20 protein-coding genes are annotated in these 21,110 nt (G+C 39.4%); 10 read left to right on the top strand and 10 right to left on the bottom strand.

Annotated features, from left to right (window positions below; genetic code table 11):
- Positions 1-147 precede the first annotated feature (147 nt).
- The 5 genes from PI20285_RS08590 (at position 148) to PI20285_RS08570 (ending at position 6,118) form a co-directional block, all read left to right on the top strand.
- Positions 148-609, top strand: coding sequence for a universal stress protein (locus tag PI20285_RS08590; protein ID WP_057772644.1), 462 nt, complete (start codon positions 148-150; stop codon positions 607-609).
- Between the two features lie 43 nt (positions 610-652).
- Positions 653-2,056, top strand: coding sequence for an Nramp family divalent metal transporter (locus PI20285_RS08585; RefSeq protein ID WP_057772646.1), 1,404 nt, complete (start codon positions 653-655; stop codon positions 2,054-2,056).
- A 163-nt stretch (positions 2,057-2,219) separates the two neighbouring features.
- Positions 2,220-3,968: a pyruvate oxidase gene (gene spxB / locus PI20285_RS08580; RefSeq protein ID WP_057772647.1), complete on the top strand. Its 1,749-nt coding sequence runs from the start codon at positions 2,220-2,222 to the stop codon at positions 3,966-3,968.
- A gap of 96 nt (positions 3,969-4,064) precedes the next feature.
- Positions 4,065-5,411 (top strand): FAD-dependent oxidoreductase, encoded by a 1,347-nt coding sequence (locus tag PI20285_RS08575; protein WP_057772649.1) that lies wholly within the window; start codon positions 4,065-4,067, stop codon positions 5,409-5,411.
- Positions 5,412-5,635: 224 nt separating this feature from the next.
- A complete protein-coding gene (locus tag PI20285_RS08570; RefSeq protein WP_057772651.1) occupies positions 5,636-6,118 on the top strand; it encodes an isochorismatase family protein in 483 nt (160 codons plus the stop codon).
- A 42-nt stretch (positions 6,119-6,160) separates the two neighbouring features.
- On the opposite strand, the gene folP is transcribed toward PI20285_RS08570, so the two are convergent.
- From folP to folB, 6 genes are read right to left on the bottom strand one after another with little or no spacing between them, the layout of a single operon-like run.
- The gene (gene folP / locus PI20285_RS08565) at positions 6,161-7,303 is read right to left on the bottom strand and encodes a dihydropteroate synthase (protein ID WP_057772741.1); all 1,143 of its coding nucleotides are present in this window, start codon (positions 7,301-7,303) and stop codon (positions 6,161-6,163) included.
- On the bottom strand, positions 7,290-7,895 hold the full coding sequence (locus tag PI20285_RS08560; protein WP_057772653.1) for a non-canonical purine NTP pyrophosphatase: 606 nt from the start codon (positions 7,893-7,895) through the stop codon (positions 7,290-7,292). The genes folP and PI20285_RS08560 overlap by 14 nt, the downstream gene beginning before the upstream one ends.
- Entirely contained in the window at positions 7,888-9,204 is a 1,317-nt protein-coding gene (locus PI20285_RS08555; protein WP_057772655.1) for a bifunctional folylpolyglutamate synthase/dihydrofolate synthase, read from the bottom strand. The genes PI20285_RS08560 and PI20285_RS08555 overlap by 8 nt, the downstream gene beginning before the upstream one ends.
- 9 nt (positions 9,205-9,213) lie before the next feature.
- A complete protein-coding gene (gene folE, locus PI20285_RS08550; protein ID WP_057772657.1) occupies positions 9,214-9,783 on the bottom strand; it encodes a GTP cyclohydrolase I FolE in 570 nt (189 codons plus the stop codon).
- A gap of 16 nt (positions 9,784-9,799) precedes the next feature.
- On the bottom strand, positions 9,800-10,279 hold the full coding sequence (gene folK, locus PI20285_RS08545) for a 2-amino-4-hydroxy-6-hydroxymethyldihydropteridine diphosphokinase (protein WP_057772659.1): 480 nt from the start codon (positions 10,277-10,279) through the stop codon (positions 9,800-9,802).
- Entirely contained in the window at positions 10,272-10,640 is a 369-nt protein-coding gene (gene folB, locus PI20285_RS08540) for a dihydroneopterin aldolase (protein ID WP_082623238.1), read from the bottom strand. The genes folK and folB overlap by 8 nt, the downstream gene beginning before the upstream one ends.
- Positions 10,641-11,143: 503 nt before the next feature.
- On the opposite strand from folB, the gene PI20285_RS11635 reads away from it, so the two are divergent.
- Both PI20285_RS11635 and PI20285_RS08530 read left to right on the top strand, forming a co-directional pair.
- The gene (locus PI20285_RS11635) at positions 11,144-11,287 is read left to right on the top strand and encodes a hypothetical protein (protein WP_156406506.1); all 144 of its coding nucleotides are present in this window, start codon (positions 11,144-11,146) and stop codon (positions 11,285-11,287) included.
- 124 nt (positions 11,288-11,411) lie between these two features.
- Positions 11,412-12,047, top strand: a complete 636-nt coding sequence (locus tag PI20285_RS08530; RefSeq protein ID WP_105782226.1) for a hypothetical protein — start codon at positions 11,412-11,414, stop codon at positions 12,045-12,047.
- A gap of 133 nt (positions 12,048-12,180) precedes the next feature.
- On the opposite strand, the gene PI20285_RS08525 is transcribed toward PI20285_RS08530, so the two are convergent.
- Positions 12,181-13,308, bottom strand: coding sequence for a vitamin B12 independent methionine synthase (locus PI20285_RS08525; RefSeq protein WP_057772665.1), 1,128 nt, complete (start codon positions 13,306-13,308; stop codon positions 12,181-12,183).
- A gap of 777 nt (positions 13,309-14,085) precedes the next feature.
- Here PI20285_RS08525 and brnQ point away from each other — a divergent pair.
- The gene (gene brnQ, locus PI20285_RS08520; protein ID WP_057772667.1) at positions 14,086-15,474 is read left to right on the top strand and encodes a branched-chain amino acid transport system II carrier protein; all 1,389 of its coding nucleotides are present in this window, start codon (positions 14,086-14,088) and stop codon (positions 15,472-15,474) included.
- Positions 15,475-15,562: 88 nt separating this feature from the next.
- Here brnQ and pepT read toward each other — a convergent pair whose 3' ends face one another.
- Both pepT and PI20285_RS08510 read right to left on the bottom strand, forming a co-directional pair.
- Positions 15,563-16,804, bottom strand: a complete 1,242-nt coding sequence (gene pepT, locus PI20285_RS08515) for a peptidase T (protein WP_057772669.1) — start codon at positions 16,802-16,804, stop codon at positions 15,563-15,565.
- Positions 16,805-16,921: 117 nt separating this feature from the next.
- Entirely contained in the window at positions 16,922-17,785 is an 864-nt protein-coding gene (locus PI20285_RS08510; RefSeq protein WP_057772671.1) for an ROK family protein, read from the bottom strand.
- A 193-nt stretch (positions 17,786-17,978) separates the two neighbouring features.
- Between PI20285_RS08510 and PI20285_RS08505 the strand changes: the two genes are divergently transcribed.
- Positions 17,979-18,530, top strand: a complete 552-nt coding sequence (locus PI20285_RS08505) for a ferritin-like domain-containing protein (RefSeq protein ID WP_057772673.1) — start codon at positions 17,979-17,981, stop codon at positions 18,528-18,530.
- Positions 18,531-18,540: 10 nt separating this feature from the next.
- Here the strand turns inward: PI20285_RS08505 and PI20285_RS08500 are convergent, their stop codons facing one another.
- On the bottom strand, positions 18,541-19,212 hold the full coding sequence (locus PI20285_RS08500; RefSeq protein ID WP_057772675.1) for a Crp/Fnr family transcriptional regulator: 672 nt from the start codon (positions 19,210-19,212) through the stop codon (positions 18,541-18,543).
- A gap of 186 nt (positions 19,213-19,398) precedes the next feature.
- Here PI20285_RS08500 and PI20285_RS08495 point away from each other — a divergent pair, with 186 nt between their 5' ends.
- Positions 19,399-21,027, top strand: a complete 1,629-nt coding sequence (locus tag PI20285_RS08495) for an ABC-F family ATP-binding cassette domain-containing protein (RefSeq protein ID WP_057772677.1) — start codon at positions 19,399-19,401, stop codon at positions 21,025-21,027.
- Positions 21,028-21,110 lie beyond the last annotated feature (83 nt).

Genomic DNA, 21,110 nt, shown 5'->3' with positions numbered 1-21,110 from the left:
ATTATTAAATTAAGGTGTACCTAAATTTAAATCAAACTTATATTTACTTTTTTTTGATTAATAGCCATCTTTTTGTAGAATTTTTAAATAGTAAGTGTTACTATCAATAAGGCGACAGAGTTTAAGAAAGCTTAAAGGAGGTTTGCTATGCAAGTCGATAAGTTAAAAGAACCATTTGCATTTCAGAGAATATTGTTGACGGTGGATGCTGATGATCCCAATTCTTCCACAAGGGCTTTCCGATATGCGGCAACAATGGCTCATGATTATCAAGTCGAGTTATGTATTGTGTCAGTACTAGAAGATGATGATGTCAGCATTTTTGATGTCATGACCCCTGGTAAAGTTGACAAAAAAGAAGATGAAGTTCGTCAGGCCGTTTCAGATTATATGGAAATTGCTGAAGAACTTGGAGTTGAACATCTTACTGGGTTGACAGTTGGCGCAAGCGATGTCGATGATGTCATCTTAGAAAAAGTAATTCCTAGATTTAAACCAGATCTAATTGTGTGTGGATCAGATACAGAAGATTCAAAACATAAAGTTCCAGGAGCAGTAGGATTAAGAATTGCAAAACGGGCACAGGTTTCCGTAATCGTAGTTCGATAATTCAGAGATTGAATTTTGAGAATGATAGAAAAGAGGAAATAGCATGGCAAAGAATAATGACCAAGACAAGATTAAGGAAGTGCCCTCAGCAACAAAAGAAAAGCATCACATTATTTCATCAACAGGTGGCGCAAATAAATCTCTAGATGAAATTAATGGTAGTGTGTCAGTTCCTCAAAATGCAGGAATTTTAAGAACATTTTTAGCTTACCTCGGACCAGGCGTACTAGTTTCCGTAGGGTATATGGATCCTGGTAATTGGATTACTTCAATTTCTGGTGGAGCTCAGTTTAAGTATCGATTACTCAGTGTTATTTTAATTTCGAGTTTAATTGCGATGTTATTACAAGCAATGGCCGCTCGATTAGGAATTGTAACTGGTCGTGATTTGGCGCAACTTACGCGTGAAAAGACTTCCAAATTTGGTGGTATCGTGTTATTTATTATTACCGAACTAGCCATTATGGCCACCGATGTTGCGGAAATTATTGGATCAGCGATTGCGTTGGAATTACTCTTTGGATTCCCACTGATTGTCGGTATTATCATTACAACGTTTGATGTTTTACTGTTAATGTTGTTAATGAAACTAGGATTTCGAAAAATTGAAGCAATTGTGGCAACCTTGGTAGCCGTCATTTTAATTGTTTTCTTGTATGAAGTTATTTTGGCACAACCAAACATGCCAGAAGTATTAAAGGGTTTTGCTCCCGGTAGAGATTTGATTCAAAATAAATCAATGTTATACATCGGATTAGGAATTGTTGGTGCCACGGTTATGCCTCATAACTTGTACCTTGGCTCATCAATTTCTCAAACGCGAGACTTTGATCGTGATGATTCTAAGAGTCTCAAGAGCGCCATTCGATACACAGTAGCTGATTCTAATATGCAGCTAACTGTCGCATTTGTTGTCAACTGTTTACTTTTGATTTTAGGTGCTGCATTATTCTTTGGAACTAATTCAGATTTGGGTCGTTTCGTTGATTTATACAACGCTTTGGATGATTCAAAGATTGTTGGTGCAATTGCGAGCCCAGTTCTAAGTACATTGTTTGCCGTGGCTCTGTTATCATCAGGTCAAAGTTCAACAATTACAGGAACACTTTCTGGACAAATTATCATGGAAGGGTTCATTCGTTTAAGAATGCCAATGTGGGCACAACGTTTACTTACCCGACTTGTTTCTGTTTTGCCAGTTTTAGCATTTGCCATTTATTATCACGGTAATGAAGCCAAAATTGAAAACTTACTGACATTTTCACAGGTATTCTTGAGTGTCGCGTTACCATTTGCCATGATTCCACTGATTATCTTTACCAGTAGTAAGAAAATCATGGGTGAGTTTGCAAACCGCCCTTGGGTTAAGGTTTGTGCTTGGGTTGCCGCAGTCGTGCTGGTTATACTGAACATTTGGTTAATTATGACCACAGTTTCTGCGCTTTAAAACAAAAAAGTTATAAAATCTGGGTTCTTTCACAAGATGGTGAAGGAATGCAGATTTTTTATTTAGCATTAATGAGAGCGTTTTCTTTTACTTCAGACCCATTCATGAGATACTATCGCAGTAAGAACACAAAAATGATGATTTCTTGGAAAGAGGGATAACAATGAGTAAAACAATTAATGCTAGTGTTGCGATGATGAAGGTTTTGGAAGACTGGGATGTTGAGCAGGTATATGGGATTCCTGGTGGATCAATTAACAGTACAATGGAGGCCTTGCGACTAGAACAAGACAAGATTGATTACCTTCAAGTGCGCCATGAAGAAATTGGGGCTTTTGCTGCAACGGCACATGCAAAATTGACTGGTAAACTTGGGGTTTGTTTTGGGTCAGCTGGCCCTGGGGCAACGCATTTATTTAATGGTTTGTATGATGCTCAAATGGATCACGTTCCCGTATTGGCAATTATTGGTCAGGTGGGAACATCTGATATGAATTGGGACTCTTTCCAAGAATTGAATGAGAATCCCATGTTTGCGGATGTTTCAGTATACAACCGGACCGTTATGACCGCTGCCAGTTTACCTCATGTAATTGATGAGGCAATCCGCCGTGCCTACAAGGAAAATGGGGTAGCCGTGGTAACCATTCCAAATGATCTCGGTACAAAGGAGATTCCAGATGATTTTTGGTCATCAGGTCATAGTTACGTTAAACCTTTGTTGCCAGAACCGGATGACGAAAAATTAAAAGAAGCTTTAAAGCTGATTAGTGAGGCCAATCGGCCAGTTATTTTTGCTGGAATTGGCGTTAAGGGTGCGACACCAGAACTTGTGGCGTTAGCGAAACATCTTAAATTACCAGTTGTGATGTCGGCGATTTCTAAGGGAATTATTCCCGATAGTTTTGAAGGTAATATGGGTTCGGCCTATCGGGTTTCGACGAAGCCAGGTAATGAAACGTTGGAACAAGCCGACTTAATTATGATGATTGGCGCAGATTTCCCATTTGCTCGTACTAAAGGGATGTTTAATCAAGATGCCAAGTTTATTCAAATCGATATTGATTCTTCTAAAATTGGCAAGCGGCATAACGTTGATGTGCCAATTCTAAGCGACTCCAAGAAAGCCATGAAGCAATTAGTCACACTTAGTGATGAAGTGGCTCACCGACGTTTTTACGATGCTTGTGTGGCCAATATGAAGAATTGGCGCGCTTATCTGCAGCAATTAGCTGATAAAACTTCTGATCCTTTAGAAGTAGGCGCAGTTTTCAAGCAGATTAACCGCATCGCTACTGGAAATGACGTGTTTGCCATTGATGTGGGTGATGTCACGATGAACAGTGTCCGATTTTTAAATATGAATGAAAAACAAAAATTCACCACCTCGGCGTTATTTGCCACCATGGGATATGGAATTGGCGCGGCTATTGCGGGTAAACTTACGTACCCAGATCGGCAAGTCTTTAATTTAGCTGGCGATGGTGCATTTGCGATGGTGATGCAGGATTTGTTGACCCAGGTTAAAGAAAAACTGCATATTATCAATGTTGTTTTCTCAAATGAGAGTTTTGATTTTATCAAAGATGAGCAAGAAGACGAAAAGCAGAAATACTTTGGAGTGGATTTACAAGGAGCTGATTTCGCGATGATTGCCCAAGGAATGGGGGCATTGGGGATTACTGTCCATTCTTATAAAGAGCTTGTTGAGGCCTTTGATACTGCAACCGAAGTAGAAGGACCCGTTGTGATTGATGTAAAAATTCATAATAATCGACCACTACCCGCAGAAAAATTGCAGTTAGATCCAGCTACTAATTCGTCTGAAGAAATTGCAGCATTTAAGCAACGCTATGAAGCCGAAAGTTTACAACCATTTAGTGTTTATCTGAATGAATTTGAAGTGGAATAAGATTGCACAGAAGTGAACTGTTAACCCACTTTGAATTTTGGGTTAACAGTTTTTTAGTGAAGTTATTGTAGCCTAAAAAATCTTGGAGGGAATATGATGAAAATAATCGTGATTGGCGCGACCCATGCAGGTACCTTTGCGGCCAAACAAATTTTAACAGAGCATCCTGATTACCAAGTCACAGTGTACGAACGAAATGATAACCTGTCCTTTTTATCTTGTGGAATTGCGTTGTGGGTGGGCGATCATGTTTCAGATCCTAACAAAATGTTTTATTCCTCACCAGAAGAATTGACCAAGTTAGGGGCCACAATGAAAATGCGGCATGATGTCCTTAATGTGGATCCTGAGGAAAAAATTGTTCAGGTGAAGAACTTAGTTTCTGGTGAGTTAAGTCAAGATCACTATGATAAGTTAGTGATGACGACTGGGTCAGCGCCGGTTATTCCTCCGATTAAAGGCGTAGAAAATTCGAAAGTTAAACTTTGTAAGGACTGGAATGATGCGAAAATTCTCCGTGAAGCCACGCCAAATGCAAAATCAGCTGTGATTATTGGTGCGGGTTATATTGGCGCCGAACTTGCCGAACAGTTGGCAGTCACGGGTAAAAAGGTTACGTTAATTGATGGGTTGCCAAACGTGTTGGCCAAAAATTTTGATTCTGAAATTAGTGATTGCGTTGAAAAGGATTATGAACAGCACGGTGTCAAACTTGCCATGAACGAGATGGTCGAGTCTTTTACTGGTAACGAACAGATTACTGTTACAACCAGTAAGAACAGCTATACCGCAGATCTTGCCGTTTTGTGTGCGGGCTTTCGTCCAGCAACAGATTTGTTGAAAAATAAAGTCGATATGCTCAAAAATGGGGCCATCATCACGGATGAATATATGAGTTCATCTGATCCTAATATTTTTGCTGCTGGTGATGCGGCCGTGGTTCATTATAATCCGACTGGTAAAGTTGATTATATTCCTTTGGCGACGAACGCGATTCGACAGGGAATTTTAATCGGGCATAACATTGAAGAGCCAACGATGAAATATATGGGTACTCAAGCATCATCAGCTGTAGCGTTATTTGGCAAAACACTCGCTTCTTCGGGGTTAACAGAAAGTGGGGCTAAGGCGCGTGGCCTTAAGGTGGAAACAGTTACGCTCGAAGAGAATTATCGTCCTGAATTTATGTCGAGTACGACGCCCATTTTAATGCGATTAGTCTGGAATCCAGAAAGTCGAGTTGTTTTGGGTGGGGCGTTTTACAGCACATATGATTGTGCACAGTCGGCCAATGTAATTTCACTTGCCATTCAGAAAAAAATGACTGTTGATGAACTCTCGATGGTGGATATGTTTTTCCAACCGAATTTTGATAATCCTCTAAATTATGTAAATGAATTGGCAATGGCAGCAGTGAATAAAAGTGCCAAAAAGGGTGAATAGTGTTAACTTGAAGTTGGTAAAATAAGGCTAGGTTCGCTGTTTTAAGAATCTCTTAAATAAAACTTGCTGTCCTTACCACGTTTTTTAGGAGTTGTATGATGATTATATAAGATGTAAGTTTTAGGGGAGCAAATCGCGATTAGCATGAAGCGTTAAGAAATAGGATCCTTTTTGGTATAAGAGGGTACTGATAAATAATCATGATTTATGAAAGAGGAAAAGCGATGGCAGATGTATTGATTGTAATAGATATGCAGAATGCATTAAATAAAATGGCCAACTTTAATGACGTAGTTGCCGGTATTAACGAACGAATTGCGCTTTATCGACAGGAAAAAAAGGCGATCTTTTTTGTGCAAACAACTGATAATGAAATTCCAAGTGATACAGAAGAGTTTCAGTTAGCTCCAAATTTGGATTTTGACAAGCAAAAAGATGAATTTATTGTAAAAACGACCCCGGATTCTTTTTACCACACTAATTTAGAAGCCTATTTGAAAACCTATAATACAGAAAGCTTAGAAATTTGTGGGGGACAGGCGGAGTATTGTGTTGACACCACCATTCGAGTAGCACGTCACTTGGATTATCAAGTAGAAGTTAGACGCGATTTGGTTACAACGTTTGATTCTGATCTTTTAGACGCAGCGACAATTGTGAAACATCATGAAAGTATTTGGGATGGCTCTTTTGCAAAGTTAATTTAGGCCAAAATAAAGAAACCCAGACAATTAAATTGTCTGGGTTTTTTATTTTTTAAACCAATAACCTGTATTGATCGTGTTAATCATTTTAACGAGTTGGTTTGTTTCCGTAATATCATGGACGCGCAAAACGTTGCCGCCATGTAAATACATATAAGTTTCCGCAATGAGAGTGACCGATAATCGGTCCTCTTTTTTTAGATTAAATAGTTTAGCACCAAAACCCTTGCGAGAAATGGCAATCATCGTTGGTCGATTAAATTGATTAAACTGATCAATGTTGCGCATCATGGCGTAGTCTTGATAACCATCGGCAACCTTTGCGTAGCCAATACCGGGATCCAAAGCGATTCGTTCTTGAGCAATTCCCGCATTAACTAATTGGGATAGATTTTGTTTGAAAAAGTTTTGCATTTCTTTTGTTAGATTATCATATTCGGTGTCGCGACTGCTGTGCATGGTCAAAAGTCCAATTTTGGTTGGTGCCAGCAATGCTAGTTTTCGGGGATCATCTGTAAAGGCGCGAACATCGTTAATAATGTCAACGTGGCTATTTTTCACCAAAGCCTGCATGACTACATATTTATATGTATCCACCGCTAAAGAAACTTCGGGGTAGTTTTGGTGAATCCAATCGATATAAGGCAAAATTCGGTTAAGCTCTTCTTGAGCAGAGATTTCCGTAAAACCAGGGCGGGTGGTCTGGCCGCCAAGCTCAATGACGTCCACACCAGCCGTTACCATCTCGGCAATGTGATCCTTGATGGCTTGCGGTTCGACATAAGCACCACCATCATAAAAGGAATCCGGGGTAATGTTTAAGATCCCATAAATTAATGGTGATTGAGTTAGATCACGATGAACACTGCCATAATGCCAATAAATCGCATGTTGCTGATAGATCTGCTCAAGTTGGCGACTAGCCTCATCTGCTGAAAATTGTTGCTTAAATTTCGTGATGAAAAATTGTAGGGCCGCCAGTGGTAATACCGTTTGTAAACTATTTTCTGTAGTTTGAGCAGGGGTGTCAAAGGCTGCCAATAGTTGTTGAATCGTGGCTAAATCAGGTTGATTTAAGCCTTCGAATTGTAAGGCCACTTTCCGTTGTGTGACCAACATGTTATGGACAATTTGATCTGCAAATGTCTCGGAACGACCAAACTCAGCGGTCATATCAATAATTTTCATAGTCATTATTTGCCACCTTTTCGAGAAGATTTTTCACTGCTTTGGTGCGGTGTAGATAAGGAAACTTTTCTGCATCCGTTAATTCGGCGAGCGCTCGAGATTCACCGTCAGGAATTAAAATTTTATCAAATCCGTAACCGTTTTGCCCCCGCTCCTCTTGACTAAAAGTCCCCTTAAACACGCCGAAGCCATGATAGCTGTGTTGCGGAGTTTGTAGAATCAAATCGGTGCGTAATTGAACGTTACGATTTTTTCCCGCTATCAGTTGAATTAAATAGTGGTTCTTATCAGCGTCCGTGGGGTAGGCTGTTAGCTGGCGAGAAGTTTGAACGCCAAATCTATTAGGAAAGGCGGACAAAATCATCCCCGAATCGTCACCTAGAATAAATTCTTGAGGTAACTTTTGAGAAATAAATTGGGCTTTTGTTCGCGCATTAACCACGTAATCCGTTGTTCCTTCGCTAGGAAATGACACACGTGGAATCAAGTCCTGATAGAATTTAGCTGCCACTTGAAACTGTTGTAAGCAAGCAATTAGTTCTGCTGTTTTATCAAGATTATTGGATGCAATAATCACTGGTTGGTTAAACATTTTGGTCACCTTCAAACTGTTTAATGAAATAAAACGATCCGGTAATCACAATCACATCGTCAGTAGCGGCGTGTTTCAGGGCTGTACTTAAGCTAGCATGTGCGTCAGGTTCATTAAAGAGCTGTTCTTTTGGAAAACTAAAGTGAGTTTGAATGGTTTTACTTAATTGGTCCTTATCAAGAGCACGCTGGTGTTGACTTGGGGTGTTTACATAAATTTCCTTAGCTAATGGTAAATAATTTTGTAGCATTTCAAGATAGTTTTTATCTGCCAAAAATCCCAATAAAAACGTAATTTTGTGGTTGGGAGCCAGTTTCTTTAAGGAAAGAACGAGTTGCTTTGCACCATCGGGGTTATGCGCGCCATCTAAAATGACGGTGGGATGGTGTTGAACCACTTGCATTCTGCCGGCAATTTTTAGTTGTGCCAATGCTTCGTGTATCAAGCGTTGATCCAGCTGAACGTTATTTTTTTGTAGCCAAGTTGTGGCACTCAAGACTGTGGCAAGGTTATCCAATTGAAAGCCGCCAATTAAGCCTAACTGAATGGTTTGATTGGGAATCAAGGGTCCGCTAATTTGGACGGTTGTACCGGTAAAATTATGCGCCAGTACTTTTAAGCGAATATTATTCACAAAATGAATGGGAACCTGTTGTTGGCCAGCCACATTACGTAAAACGGTTCGGGTGATTCGTTTTTGATGAGGGGCGACGATAACAGTAGAACCCGTTTTGATAATTCCTGATTTTTGAGTCGCTATTTTACGAATGGTATGGCCCAAAATGCGGGTGTGATCATAATCAATGTGGGTGATCAAAGCCAAAAGTGGGGCAGAAATCGCGTTGGTCGCATCATTTGTCCCACCTAAGCCAACTTCTAAAATCACAAAATCAACTTTAGCCTGTTGAAAAGCCACCAGGGCAATTAACGTAAACCACTCAAAGATGGAAAGTGAATTGGTTGCGAAATTGGCAGGTAATTGGTCGTTAATTAATTGATAAGCCTGAAGAAAGTCCGTATACCCAATCATTTGACCATCAATTTTTATTTGTTCGCGGTCATCTAACATGGCGGGACTAGAAAAATGGCCAATGTGATAACCATTCTTTTGCAGAACAGCCGCCAGCATGGCCCCGGTAGATCCTTTGCCGTTTGTCCCAGCAATTTGGATAATTTTGTAGGCGTGATCTGGGTGACCTAGTTTGGCTAAAATTTGCTGAAGAAGGGGAACCCGATCATCATCGGTTACCAACATTTGTTGATTCATTTTGGCGATTAACTTTTGGTAGTCTTGTTGATTAGTACTCATATTTAAGGCCTACTTTTGGCGAGTTTGTTGGAGAAATTCATTTTTCAGTTCGTGATCTTCTTTAAAAACGCCCGAGAATTTAGTGGTGTATGTGGACAAGCCTGATTTGTTGATGCCCCGCATTTCCATGCATAAATGGCGTGCAGAAATAGAGACTGCCACCCCTTTAGGTTTCAAAATTCGTTGCAGTTCATCATTAATCATTACGGTAATGTTTTCCTGGACACTAGGACGGCGCGCAACAAAGTTTACCAACCGAGGAATCTTACTTAAGCCGATAATCTTACCATCTTGGGGTACATAGGCAACATTAACAGTTCCAAAAAATGGGAGAAGATGGTGTTCACACATCGAGTAGAAAGGAATATCTTGAACCACGACCATATCAGCATTTTCATCCACATCGAAAATTTTGTAATCTGTAAAATGGGCGTTGCCTGTTTCTGAAAATATTTCTGAATAAGCAGTAGCTACACGGGCTGGGGTTTCCTGGATACTTGCTCGTTTGGGGTCATCACCAATGGCTTCAATGATATCAGTGACGGCATTTTCAATTTTAGTTTTATTTTTTTCATTCATGTTTAGTTACCTCATGTTAATTTAAAATTTCCACCCAGTTTTTATCTGAGGTGGTTTTTAGTTGTTGTTTGGTTTGGGCAATCAGTGTGTCGTCGTTTAGGACGTCTAATAAGGGGATGAGGACAAACCGCCGATTACTAATTTCTGGATGCGGGATGACAAGTTTTTTATCGTGATAGGTTTCGTGATTAAAATATAAAATATCCAAATCAATTGTGCGTGGTCCCCAATGAATAAGACGTTTCCGGCGCAAATCTTGCTCAATTTCATGGAAAACATCTAAAAGCGTGTAGGCATTCAAGGTTGTGGTGAGGCGAATGGCAATGTTTAAGAAATCATCTTGGACAACTCCGCCAACTGGTTGGGTTTGATATACAGGCGAAACTTTTTCCACGGTGATTTGCTCCTTTTGATTGAGGAGCTTAACTGCCTCGGACAAATTAGCCTGCCGATCACCCATGTTGGAACCGACACTTAAATAAACTTGGTTACTCATGATGACGGTCTCCAGAAACTTCGATTTCAATATTGTCGAAAATGCCGGCAATTGGGACGCTATATTTGCGGACTTTCAGTTTAACGGCTTGAATTGTGGGATAGTCTGCTAAGATTTTTTTCAACAGATGATTCGCGACACTTTCAATCAAATTATAGTTATTATTAAGCACAAAGTCTTCAATGGTTTGATAGACGTCGGCGTAACTGACTGTTTCTTTCAAGTCATCATGTTTAACTTTTTCCTCGATCGGATATGTGAGTTCGGCATCAATTTGCAAACGTTGACCCAGCTTTTTTTCTTCAGCAAACACGCCATTAAAAGTGTGAAAGCTCATATTATTAATTCGGATTTTACCCATCTGTCAATTCCCCCAAATTAGTCTGAAATTTTATTCTCCTTAATAGTATCATTTTTGGCTGCTAACGTCTTTTTTGAAAGATTTCTCTTTAAATAGTTATTCCCCTTTATTTAAATTTATTTTTAAATTATAATGATTAAATAAAGGTTAAATAACTAATCTTTTTCTAATCATTAGGATGACGCGTTTTAACGCGAAAGGAGGATCACGATGAAAACTGAACATTACTTTTTGGGGATTGTTGGGCAAACATTCTTTTTTGCTATTTTATTGATTTTTTTAATCTTGATAAGGAAAGTCATATTAAAATTACATTGAATTTCTTGAATGTGTGGTTGGTGCTGTCTTGGTTGTGTCAATTTTATCTTTGTCGAAAAAAATTGTGGTCGTTAAAAAATATCTCGTTTTTGCAGAAAGGAGCTAAAACTGCGCAAAACGAGCATTTAAAAAAACATAAAAATGATAAGTGGGGAGATAGTAGTTATGCAAATCAGAGGAACAGTATGACGGTTCAAAGATATGCATTGCAGGACAGTAATTTTGATTTTATGGTTAATATCTTTATTCGCATTGGGTACATATTAGTTGGTCCTGTAATTCTTTTGATTTATTTAATTCAAAACATTGTAGTAGAAATTAAACACTAGAATTTATAATCTGACATAGCGGCAGTCGTTAACAAACCCAATTAAATTAGCTTGTTTTATGGCAATGGGGACACTACAATGAAGATGCTATACAGGGTGGCTAATTTTTTTGGGGGGTATTATTTTGAACAAATTAAATAAATTATTAGCATTAGTTAGTTTAACCGCATTATTATGTTTAGGCTTTTTTACAGGCCAATCCAGTGCCAAAACGGTCTATTCATTAAATAGCGTTCGGACCAGTTACAATGCAGCAAGTAAGGTTGCTACTTTTAGTGGCAAAGTTTCATCTAAAACAGCTATTAATCAGGTGACACTCACCTACAATAACGGCAAAAAGACGTATGCAAATGTTCGTAAGGGAACTTTTAAAGTTTCAAAGAAGTTCCAAGGCTATCAAACATTTATGTTGTACGGTACCAATAAACGCAATAAAAGAGTGACAAAGGCCTATAGATTAAGTTCTGGTAAATATGCATCCCAAACACCGGTTGTGCTCAAATTAAATCATGGTGCTAAAAATGGTAACGTTGCGCTAAGTTTTCGGGCGCAAAAGAACAGCCTTGTTCACGTTTATAACGGTTCAAAAAAAGTGGTTTCCGTTAAAAGTAATGGGAAAACACAAACAGTCCAAATTAAAAATTTAAAGAATAAAACTGCTCATTTACGTTTGAACGCTAAATTAAGCAATCGCAAGACCAGCAAAGATATTTATACGCCGCGCATTAAACAAGGAGTTATCTATCAAGTTAGTTTCTAGAAGCTAACGATTAATATTTATATTTATTCCCTGTATGAATGTAAATATCGGGCATGATTTTACTGATTTGAAAAAGCTTCAAGAAAGCACATATGCTCTCTTGAAGCTTTTTTCTGTAATCAGAGTCAAAAAATTATTCAGCATCTTGCCAAACTTTTTTGGCAGTATCAATAACTAAGCTAAGTTTTGCCCATTGTTGCTCAGCTGTTAGATTATTACCTTCTTCGGTTGAGGCAAAGCCACATTGGGTGGAAAGGGCTAAATTTTCAAGTGGCACTTCTTGGGTTGCTTCATGAATGCGTGTGATTAATTGGGTTTGATCTTCTAATTCTGGGAACTTGGAAGTAACCAAACCTAAGACAATCCGTTTATTTGCATCGTGATTCCAGATTTTAGCGAGCGGTTTGAAGTCTCCGGCACGGTCGTTATCATATTCAAGGAAGAATCCATCGTAATTTAATTGGCCAAGGTAGTCGGCCACAACATCGTAACCACCCGAAAATAGGAAAGTAGAACGGAAGTTTCCGCGACAAATATGGGTGGTGACCGTCAAATCATCTGGCAAGTTTTCTAGGAGCTTGTTGATGACATAAACAGAGTCTTCAGCAAGTTTTCGGAATGGTTTTTGAGCTTCTGGATTATTTTTGGTTTCATCTAGTTGGTTAATCAAAAATGCCCAAGTGGTATCATCCAATTGAATGTAACGGCACCCTAAATCATAAAAGTGTTGAATTGTTTCATGATAAGCTTTAGCGAGATCATCTAAGTAAGCTGTGTGGGTTTCGTAGAATTCTGACGCCTTGTCACTGCGATTATCACGGAATAATAAACTTGGTGATGGGATCGTTTGTTTAGGTTGAACTCCGTCAGGCACGATTGATTGTAAATAAGTAAAAGCTTTAAAGAAGGGATGGTCAGGATTGTAGCTGATTTTGCCGGTTAAATAGGCATTATCTGTCCGTGTCTTTTTGCCATGAAACTTATAACTTTTTTGGTAGTCGTATTTGCCAACACCATTTAAGCCCCATAAAAAGTCTAAATGCCACCAAGAACGGCTGAATTCACCATCAGTTACGGCGTGTAGGCCAAGAGAAACCTGTTTGTCGACAATTTTTTTGATTTCTTGTTGTTGGACAGTTTCTAATTGGTCAGCTGAGATTTTTTCTTCAGCAAATTCTTTATGTGCTGCCTTTAATTCAGGGCTTCTAAGTAAACTACCAACTTGATCAAAACGATAGGGTGCTTTTAAATTTGTTGTCATGTGGCTATACTTCCTTTTATTTTATTTAGACACAAAAAAGCTCGTCCTCAACGATTTAACGTCAAGGGCGAGCATTCAATAAGAAATGATCACGGTACCACCTTGGTTTGAAACAAAAAAATTTGTTTCCTTAAAAAACACCTTGAACTAACGATGTTTCGACGCTGTAATGGGCGTTCCCATCTATATTTTGCCAAACGACTTAATGTAGATTATTCTCCAAGACCATGTTCGGAGTCACTCCAATGCCTCGTTTTCACTATCCGAGGCTCACTAGGAAAGGGTGGAATCTTACTCATCTCTTCACTGCTTTTTTAATTGTTATCTAATTTAGATACAGTTTAGCGCGCAAAAATAGAACTGTCAAGAAACTCCAAGGTACAATGTTGGGGTGGAAAATTAAAGGTTGACATCTATTTTTTGCGGTTCTATAATGAAAAACATTAAATACGAATGAGAAACACGTGTTGATATTTCCGTGGAAGATAAACTAGCGAATTTCTAGAAAGTGTTTGGGGCTGAAAAAACACAGTTCCTAGTTTAAAAAGACGGTGATGAGCGGAATCATTGTTCAGATGATTATGGGTGCACCCAATATCGTGCCAGTGTATTAACTATTTTGTCGACAATAGGGCGTACATGGTGAGGCGAGTTTTGTGAAAGACTCGTAAATTGAGGTGGTAACACGTGAAAACGTCCTTTGGATATATCTATATCCGAAGGGCGTTTTTTTGTATATTTAGCTTTGGGATGCAAAAAAGAGAGGAAGTTCTATAAATGGAAGAAACACATAAATTTACCTGGAAAGAATTAATCGTTGTAGCTTCAATGTTGTTTGGGATGTACTTTGGTGCCAGCAACTTAACATTTCCTGTCCAAATTGGGCAACAGTCAGGATCAGCCTTTTTTAGTTCTATTATTGGATTCATTATTACTGGAACCATTTTGCCCTTGTTAGGAGTCGCGGCAATTGCGGTAACACGGACTCATGGTGTTTATGAATTAGCACAGCCGATTGGCAAAACCTATGCAATGATCTTTACTGTCATGTTGTATATTTTCATCGGTCCAGCATTTGCAACACCACGGACTGCCACGGTTCCTTTTGAATTTGGAATTGCCACTCACGTCAGTGCAGCGAGTGCGCCAATGTGGTTATTCATTTATTCGGCTTGTTTCTTTGCTGCCGTTATTCTTCTTTCGCTCAACCGTAACAAGGTCGTTGATTATGTCGGTCGTTATTTGAACCCAGCTTTTATCACCATGGTTGTCATTTTGATTGTAATTGCTGTTTTTAGGCCCATGGGAACCACAGCTGGGCGCGCAGTGACAGGCGTTTGGCGCAATGGTTCTGTTGGCAATGGAATTATTCAAGGTTATCAAACAATGGACGCTTTAGCTTCCGTTGAATTTGGAATTGTGGTTATTACTGCCATAAAAGCGTTTGGGGTTAAAAAAGAAGGGACAGTTGCCAAATTAACTGTGAAGGCTGGAATTATTGCCGCTAGTGCAATGGCCATTATTTATGCCGGATTAGCCTATGTGGGTGCAACTAGTTTAGGGCATTTTAAAATCGCTGGTGATGGTGGCATTGCATTAGGCCAAATTACCCAGTATTTCTTTGGTAACGCTGGTGTTTATATTCTGGCAATCATGGCAACAATCACTTGTATGACAACGGCGGTTGGGGTAACAACCTCATTTGCCACAGCCTTTAGCACCATGTTTCCTCGTTTCAGTTATAGAACATATGTGGTAGTCGTTGCAGTTCTTTCATTTGGGGTGTCTAACTTTGGTTTTGAAACGATTATCAATGCGGCTGTGCCATTCCTAATGTTTATTTATCCACTTTGCATTACATTGATTCTCCTGTCTCTTGCGTCTCCATTGTTCCATCGCGCACGGATTGTCTACATTTGGACAACGGTCTTCACTTTCGTCCCTGCTGTGGTTGATGGTCTGAATGCTGCACCTGTAGTGATTGCTAAATCAGCCTTTGTCCAAAGCTTAACCGGATTTGAAAGCAAATATATGCCATTCTTTGCTCAAGGTTTTGCCTGGATCACGCCAGCAATTATCGGTTTTATCATTGGAATTGCTATTTATACGGTCAAACGTGTGCGTGCCAACGATGAGTCAGCGGTGAGTGAATCAGACTGGTCATAAAAAATAAATTATCTAACCAAAAAAGGCGTTAGTTTCTGAATCTGTAACCAAACAGATTCAGTACTAACGCTTTTAGTATAGAAAGGTATTAACTTTGTTCACTATTCAATTTGTTTATTTCAAGAATTAAATCAACTGCTTTTTCCATCGTTTGAGCGGAAACAAATTCGTAACGACTATGCATATTTTCGCCACCGGCAAAGAGGTTAGGGGTTGGAATGCCCATAAAGGAAATCTTTGAACCGTCAGTGCCACCACGAACTGGATAAATATTAGGCTTGATATCTAAGTTTTCCATGGCTTCCTGCGCGAGCTCTACAGGTGTCATATCTTTTTCAAGAATTTCACGCATATTGTAATATTGATCATGCGTTTCAATTTTAATCCGTTCTTCACCAAAATCAGCGTTGAGTTTATCAGCAATATTTTGAAGATCTTGTTTACGCTGTTCAAACACTTTTTTGTCATGATCACGAATGATGTAAACGAGTTTGGCGTGATCTGGCGTGCCACTCATCTTGAAGAGATGGAAGAAGCCTTGGCGACCATCAGTTAATTCAGGACGGTCACCAGCTGGGATGAGATTATGGTAGTCAATTCCTACTTGAAGTGCATTGACCATCACGCCTTTAGCTGTCGCTGTGTGTACTTCGTTTCCTTGAATTTCAACGGTTGTTTGGGCCGCATTAAAAGTTTCGTATTCCAATTCACCAAGTGGACCGCCATCAACAGTATAGGCATACTTCGTGTTGAAATCTTTGGCGTCAAAGTGATCGGCACCGGTTCCGGTCTCTTCATCGGGAGCAAAGCCAACCCGGATTTCACCATGCTTAACTTCAGGATGAGCCATGTAGTATTCCATAGCCGTCATGATTTCAGCGGCACCGGATTTATCATCAGCACCCAATAAGGTTGTACCATCGGTGGTAATTAGAGTTTGGCCTTTATAGTCGTGTAAGGCAGGGAAGGCCGAAGTCTTTAAAACCCATTTGCCGTCTTTGCTTAAAGGAATATCCGATTCTCCATCATAGTTCTCATGGATCTGAGGATCAATATTTTCGGCATTGAAGTCGGCTGTATCAATGTGGGCAATGTAGCCTAAGATTGGCGTTTGACCGGCATCGTTAGGTGGTAATGTTGCCACGACGTAACCACTTTGAGGCTGGGTGTGCACATCTTTTAAACCAAGATCGGTTAATTCTTGTGCCAAAGTCTTTAAAAAGGCTACCTCTTTAGGATCGGTCGGAATTGTTTCGGATTCTGGGTTGGAGCGCGTGTTAGTTTTTACATATTTTAAAAATCTAGGTAACAAAGTTTCATATTTTGCCAAATGAATCACTCCTCATATTTTGTCGTTAATTGTATTTTAGCTTACTTAAGAAAGAAGAGGAAGCAGTTGAACCTCAAATTAAAAAGTTCTGAACCAGTCAGAACTTTTTATGTGAACCTATTTAAGAGCTTTTTTTGCTAACATTAGCGCGCCAGTAATTCCGGCATCGTCACCAAGTTCAACGTGGACAATGTAATTAGAAATTTCTGGAGTGTCAACATAATCTGCTAATTGTTTCACAAACGATGCTTGAATCTGGGGGAATAATTGTTCTTGTTTCATCACGCCACCGCCAAAGATAATCACGTCTGGACGTAAAATCAAAGTGGCGTTGACACAAGCTTGCGCAATGTAATTAGCTTCGATTTCCCAGAACTCATCACTAGGATCTAGTTCAAAGCCCTTTTTACCAAAACGTTTTTCGATTGCGGGTCCCGCGGCCAAGCCTTCAAAACAGTCACCGTGATATGGGCAGACACCTTCAAAATCGTGATCACGAGGATCGTGTCTTAACAAAATATGACCCATTTCTGGATGGCTAAATCCTTGAAGAAATTTGCCGTCTTGAATGTAGCTCGCACCAACGCCAGTTCCAACTGTCCAATATAAAATATTTTGTTTCCCGCGACCTGCGCCAGCTTGGTATTCACCATAGGCTGCGACATTGACATCAGTTGTAAAGTAAAATGGAATATCAAAATGCGTCTTCATTGCACCAAGAAAATCATAATTTTTCCAAGCCAGCTTTGGGGTGTTGGTGATAAAACCAAAATCGGCAGCATCTTCATTTAAAGAAACGGGGCCAAATGAGCCAATACCAATCGCATCAACTGGATGTTGGTCAAAATAAGCGAAGACCTGCGCCATAGTTTCATCTGGAGTTGTGGTCGGAAATTGGGTCCGATCCTCTACATTAAAATCACCATCACTTACTGCACATACAAACTTAGTTCCACCAGCTTCAATTGCACCTAATTTCATAAAAATTCTCCTCCTATGTAAATCATTATTATTTGTTTTTTGTAATCGCTAACAAGATGATTATAGCATAAGCGCGTAACAAAAAACCGAGCATCCGGGAGACGTTTATTTTAAAAACTTGATCTCAGTCAATTTAATTAGGTGAGTAGGTCGATACAATATAAACATATTAAGAAATTAGGAGGAACAAAAAATGTCAGAAACCCCAGAAGAATTATTTGCAGCAGAACAAAAACAGTCAGATATTGATCATCACGTCCCAACCGCAGGTGCCATGGTGAATCATATTGTTTCAAACTTTACGGTACTAGACGCTAAGCTACATCAAACAGCATGGTATGTGAAGGGCTTAAGCACCCCAGCCATTCGACAAGCCTATCAAACATTGATTGCAGAAAACCGACGTCATTATGATGAGGTTGGTGAACTATTACTAGATGAAAATGAAAAACCATCTTCAACAACCGCAGAATATAGTGAATATTCTATGATTGGTGAAAATGGCAAAAATAAATATTTTTCTGCTGAAGAAATGGTAAGCGAAAACGTTCAAGACTTTGTCACGCAAAATTTGTTTGTTGATCGCGCTATTAAACTAGCAGAAAATGAAAATCGTCCCGCATTACGTAATTATATGGAACAATTACGTGGGGACGATAATCGGTCAATTCGGTTGCTTCAAGCCATGGTCGGCAATGCTGCTGGCGATGGACTAGAAGAAGACGATGATGACGACGAAGATTAGAAAAGGTTAATTAGTCTAACAAAACTAGTGAATCCTTATCCAACAATTTAATTTGTTTTTGAGGACCTTGTGCAATCCAGCCTCTATTCTCGAAATCGGTTAGTTTTCGACTAACTGTTTCGGGAGTAGTGCCGAGATAAATGGCAAGGTCCTTTTTTTTGATAGGTAATTTAAACGTATCTTGTTCTAAGCTAGCTCCTGTTTCAACTAGGTAACTGCCAATGCGCGCTTCAACACTTTCTGTTGTGGCCTCGGTAGTCCTTTTTTCGAGCGATGAGATGCGCTGGCCGAATTCGTTAATCAAATTCATACTGATGCTTGGTGATTGGGATAGTAATTTTTGAAAGTTTTTCCGACTGATTTGGCAAACTGCGGTTGGAATTAAAGCAACTGCAGATGAAGTGCGGGTTTTGTCTTGGAAAAGGGCTCCTTCACCATCAAAATCACCAGTTTGTAATAGGTAGAGAAGTTGTTCACGTCCGTTGGCAGCAACTTTAGAAACCTTAACTTGACCGTTCGCGACGATCATTAAGGTATCTAAATCATCGCCGTCAAGAAAGAGGGATTCGCCGGCTGCGTAATGTTTATGATTGATGATTGCTTCGATTTTTGCGACATCTTCATCTGGTAAGTGATCAAAGAGGGGAACTAATTTGATACAATCGTGTTCAGATTTTTGCATGATGTGACCTCGTTCATAGATTTAAGTACCTAAAGAATAGCATGAAAGTGCAGACTAGTGAAATGAAACGTTTACTTGAGTTAAAATTGCCCGAATAGCCCGAATGGCTTGCTTTCATAGGCTGTTTTGTGATACATTTTAGGAATTGTGAATTAACTTGAAAAAGAAATAAAGTGAGGAAAATAAATGATAACAGTTACCGATATGAGTATGCAATTTTCAGATCGCAAGCTCTATGAAAATGTTAATTTGAAGTTTACACCTGGAAATTGCTACGGCATTATTGGTGCTAACGGGGCCGGAAAATCAACCTTCTTAAAAATATTAGAAGGTAAATTACAGCCAACGTCAGGTCATATTTCTATTTCTGACAACGAACGGATGTCCAGTTTGGAACAGGATCATTATGCATTCGAGACAGAAAAAGTGCTGGATACTGTCATTATGGGCCATAAAAAGCTCTACAAAATTATGCAGGAAAAAGATGCTTTGTACGCAAAAGCTGATTTCACTGATGCGGACGGAATCCGGGCCGGTGAACTTGAAGGTGAATTTGCTGAAATGGATGGCTGGAATGCCGAATCTGATGCAGCTCAATTACTGCAACAACTCGGCATTGACGAAACCATGCAGAACCAGAAAATGAGCGAGTTAACCGAAAGTGAAAAAGTGAAAGTCCTTTTGGGCCAGGCATTATTCGGTGAACCTGATATTTTGGTTTTGGATGAACCTACCAATGGTTTGGACGCCCAATCGATTACTTGGTTGGAAAACTTCTTGGGTGATTTCCAAAATACTGTTATTGTCGTGTCTCATGACCGTCATTTCTTAAATGAAGTTTGTACCATGATGTGTGATGTGGATTTCGGTAAGATCAAATTATATGTAGGAAATTATGACTTTTGGATGGAATCCAGCCAATTGGCAGCTAAGTTAACAGAAAATGCAAATGCCAAAAAAGAAGAAAAAATGAAGGAGTTACAAGAATTCGTGGCGCGTTTCAGTGCCAATGCCTCGAAATCAAAACAAGCTACTTCACGAAAGAAGCAATTGGAGAAAATCACGTTGGACGACATCCAGCCATCTACGCGTAAATATCCATTTATCAGTTTCACGCCAGAACGTGAATTGGGAAATGACTTGCTTCGTGTGGACAAGCTTTCAAAGTCAATTGATGGTGTGAAGATTTTAGATAATATTACTTTCACTGTAAAACCTGGCGAAAAAGCTGCTTTGTTAAGTCGTAATGATGTTGCGACAACCACTTTGCTACAAATTATTGCAGGTGAAATGGAACCAGATACTGGAACGGTAACTTGGGGACAGACAGCTTCTAGAAGTTATTTACCCCGAGACATTAATGCCTATTTTGAAGACGAAAGTTTAGATATCATCGAGTGGTTACGTCAGTTTGCCTCTAAAGAAGAGAGTGATAACACATTCTTACGTGGCTTCTTAGGCAAGATGTTGTTCTCCGGTGAAGATGTCAACAAATCGATTACAAAGCTCTCTGGTGGTGAAAAAGTTCGTTGTATGTTGTCCAAGATGATGTTAAGTAAATCTAACGTTCTCTTAATGGATGATCCAACTAATCATCTAGATTTGGAATCAATTACCTCGTTAAATGACGGGTTGATTAATTTTACAGGTTCCATCATTTTAACTTCTCATGATCGTCAGGTTATTCAAACAATTGCTGACCACATTATCGAAATTTCCGATAAAGGGGCTGTCGATCGTTCTGAGACAAGTTATGAAGAATTTATGGACCATAAGGATATTCAAAAACAGGTCGAAGCATTATACGCTGACTAATTTAATAGTTTTCTAAGAGCTAGAAACTGAAAAAGAATGAAAATCCTGCTAAGATGTGCTTGTATGAATATTTGATGTCATTA

The sequence above is a fragment of the Pediococcus inopinatus genome (genome assembly GCF_002982135.1).
Lineage (GTDB): Bacteria > Bacillota > Bacilli > Lactobacillales > Lactobacillaceae > Pediococcus > Pediococcus inopinatus.
Note: the sequence above shows the minus strand (reverse complement) of the source record. Positions and strands in the feature narration are given on the sequence as shown.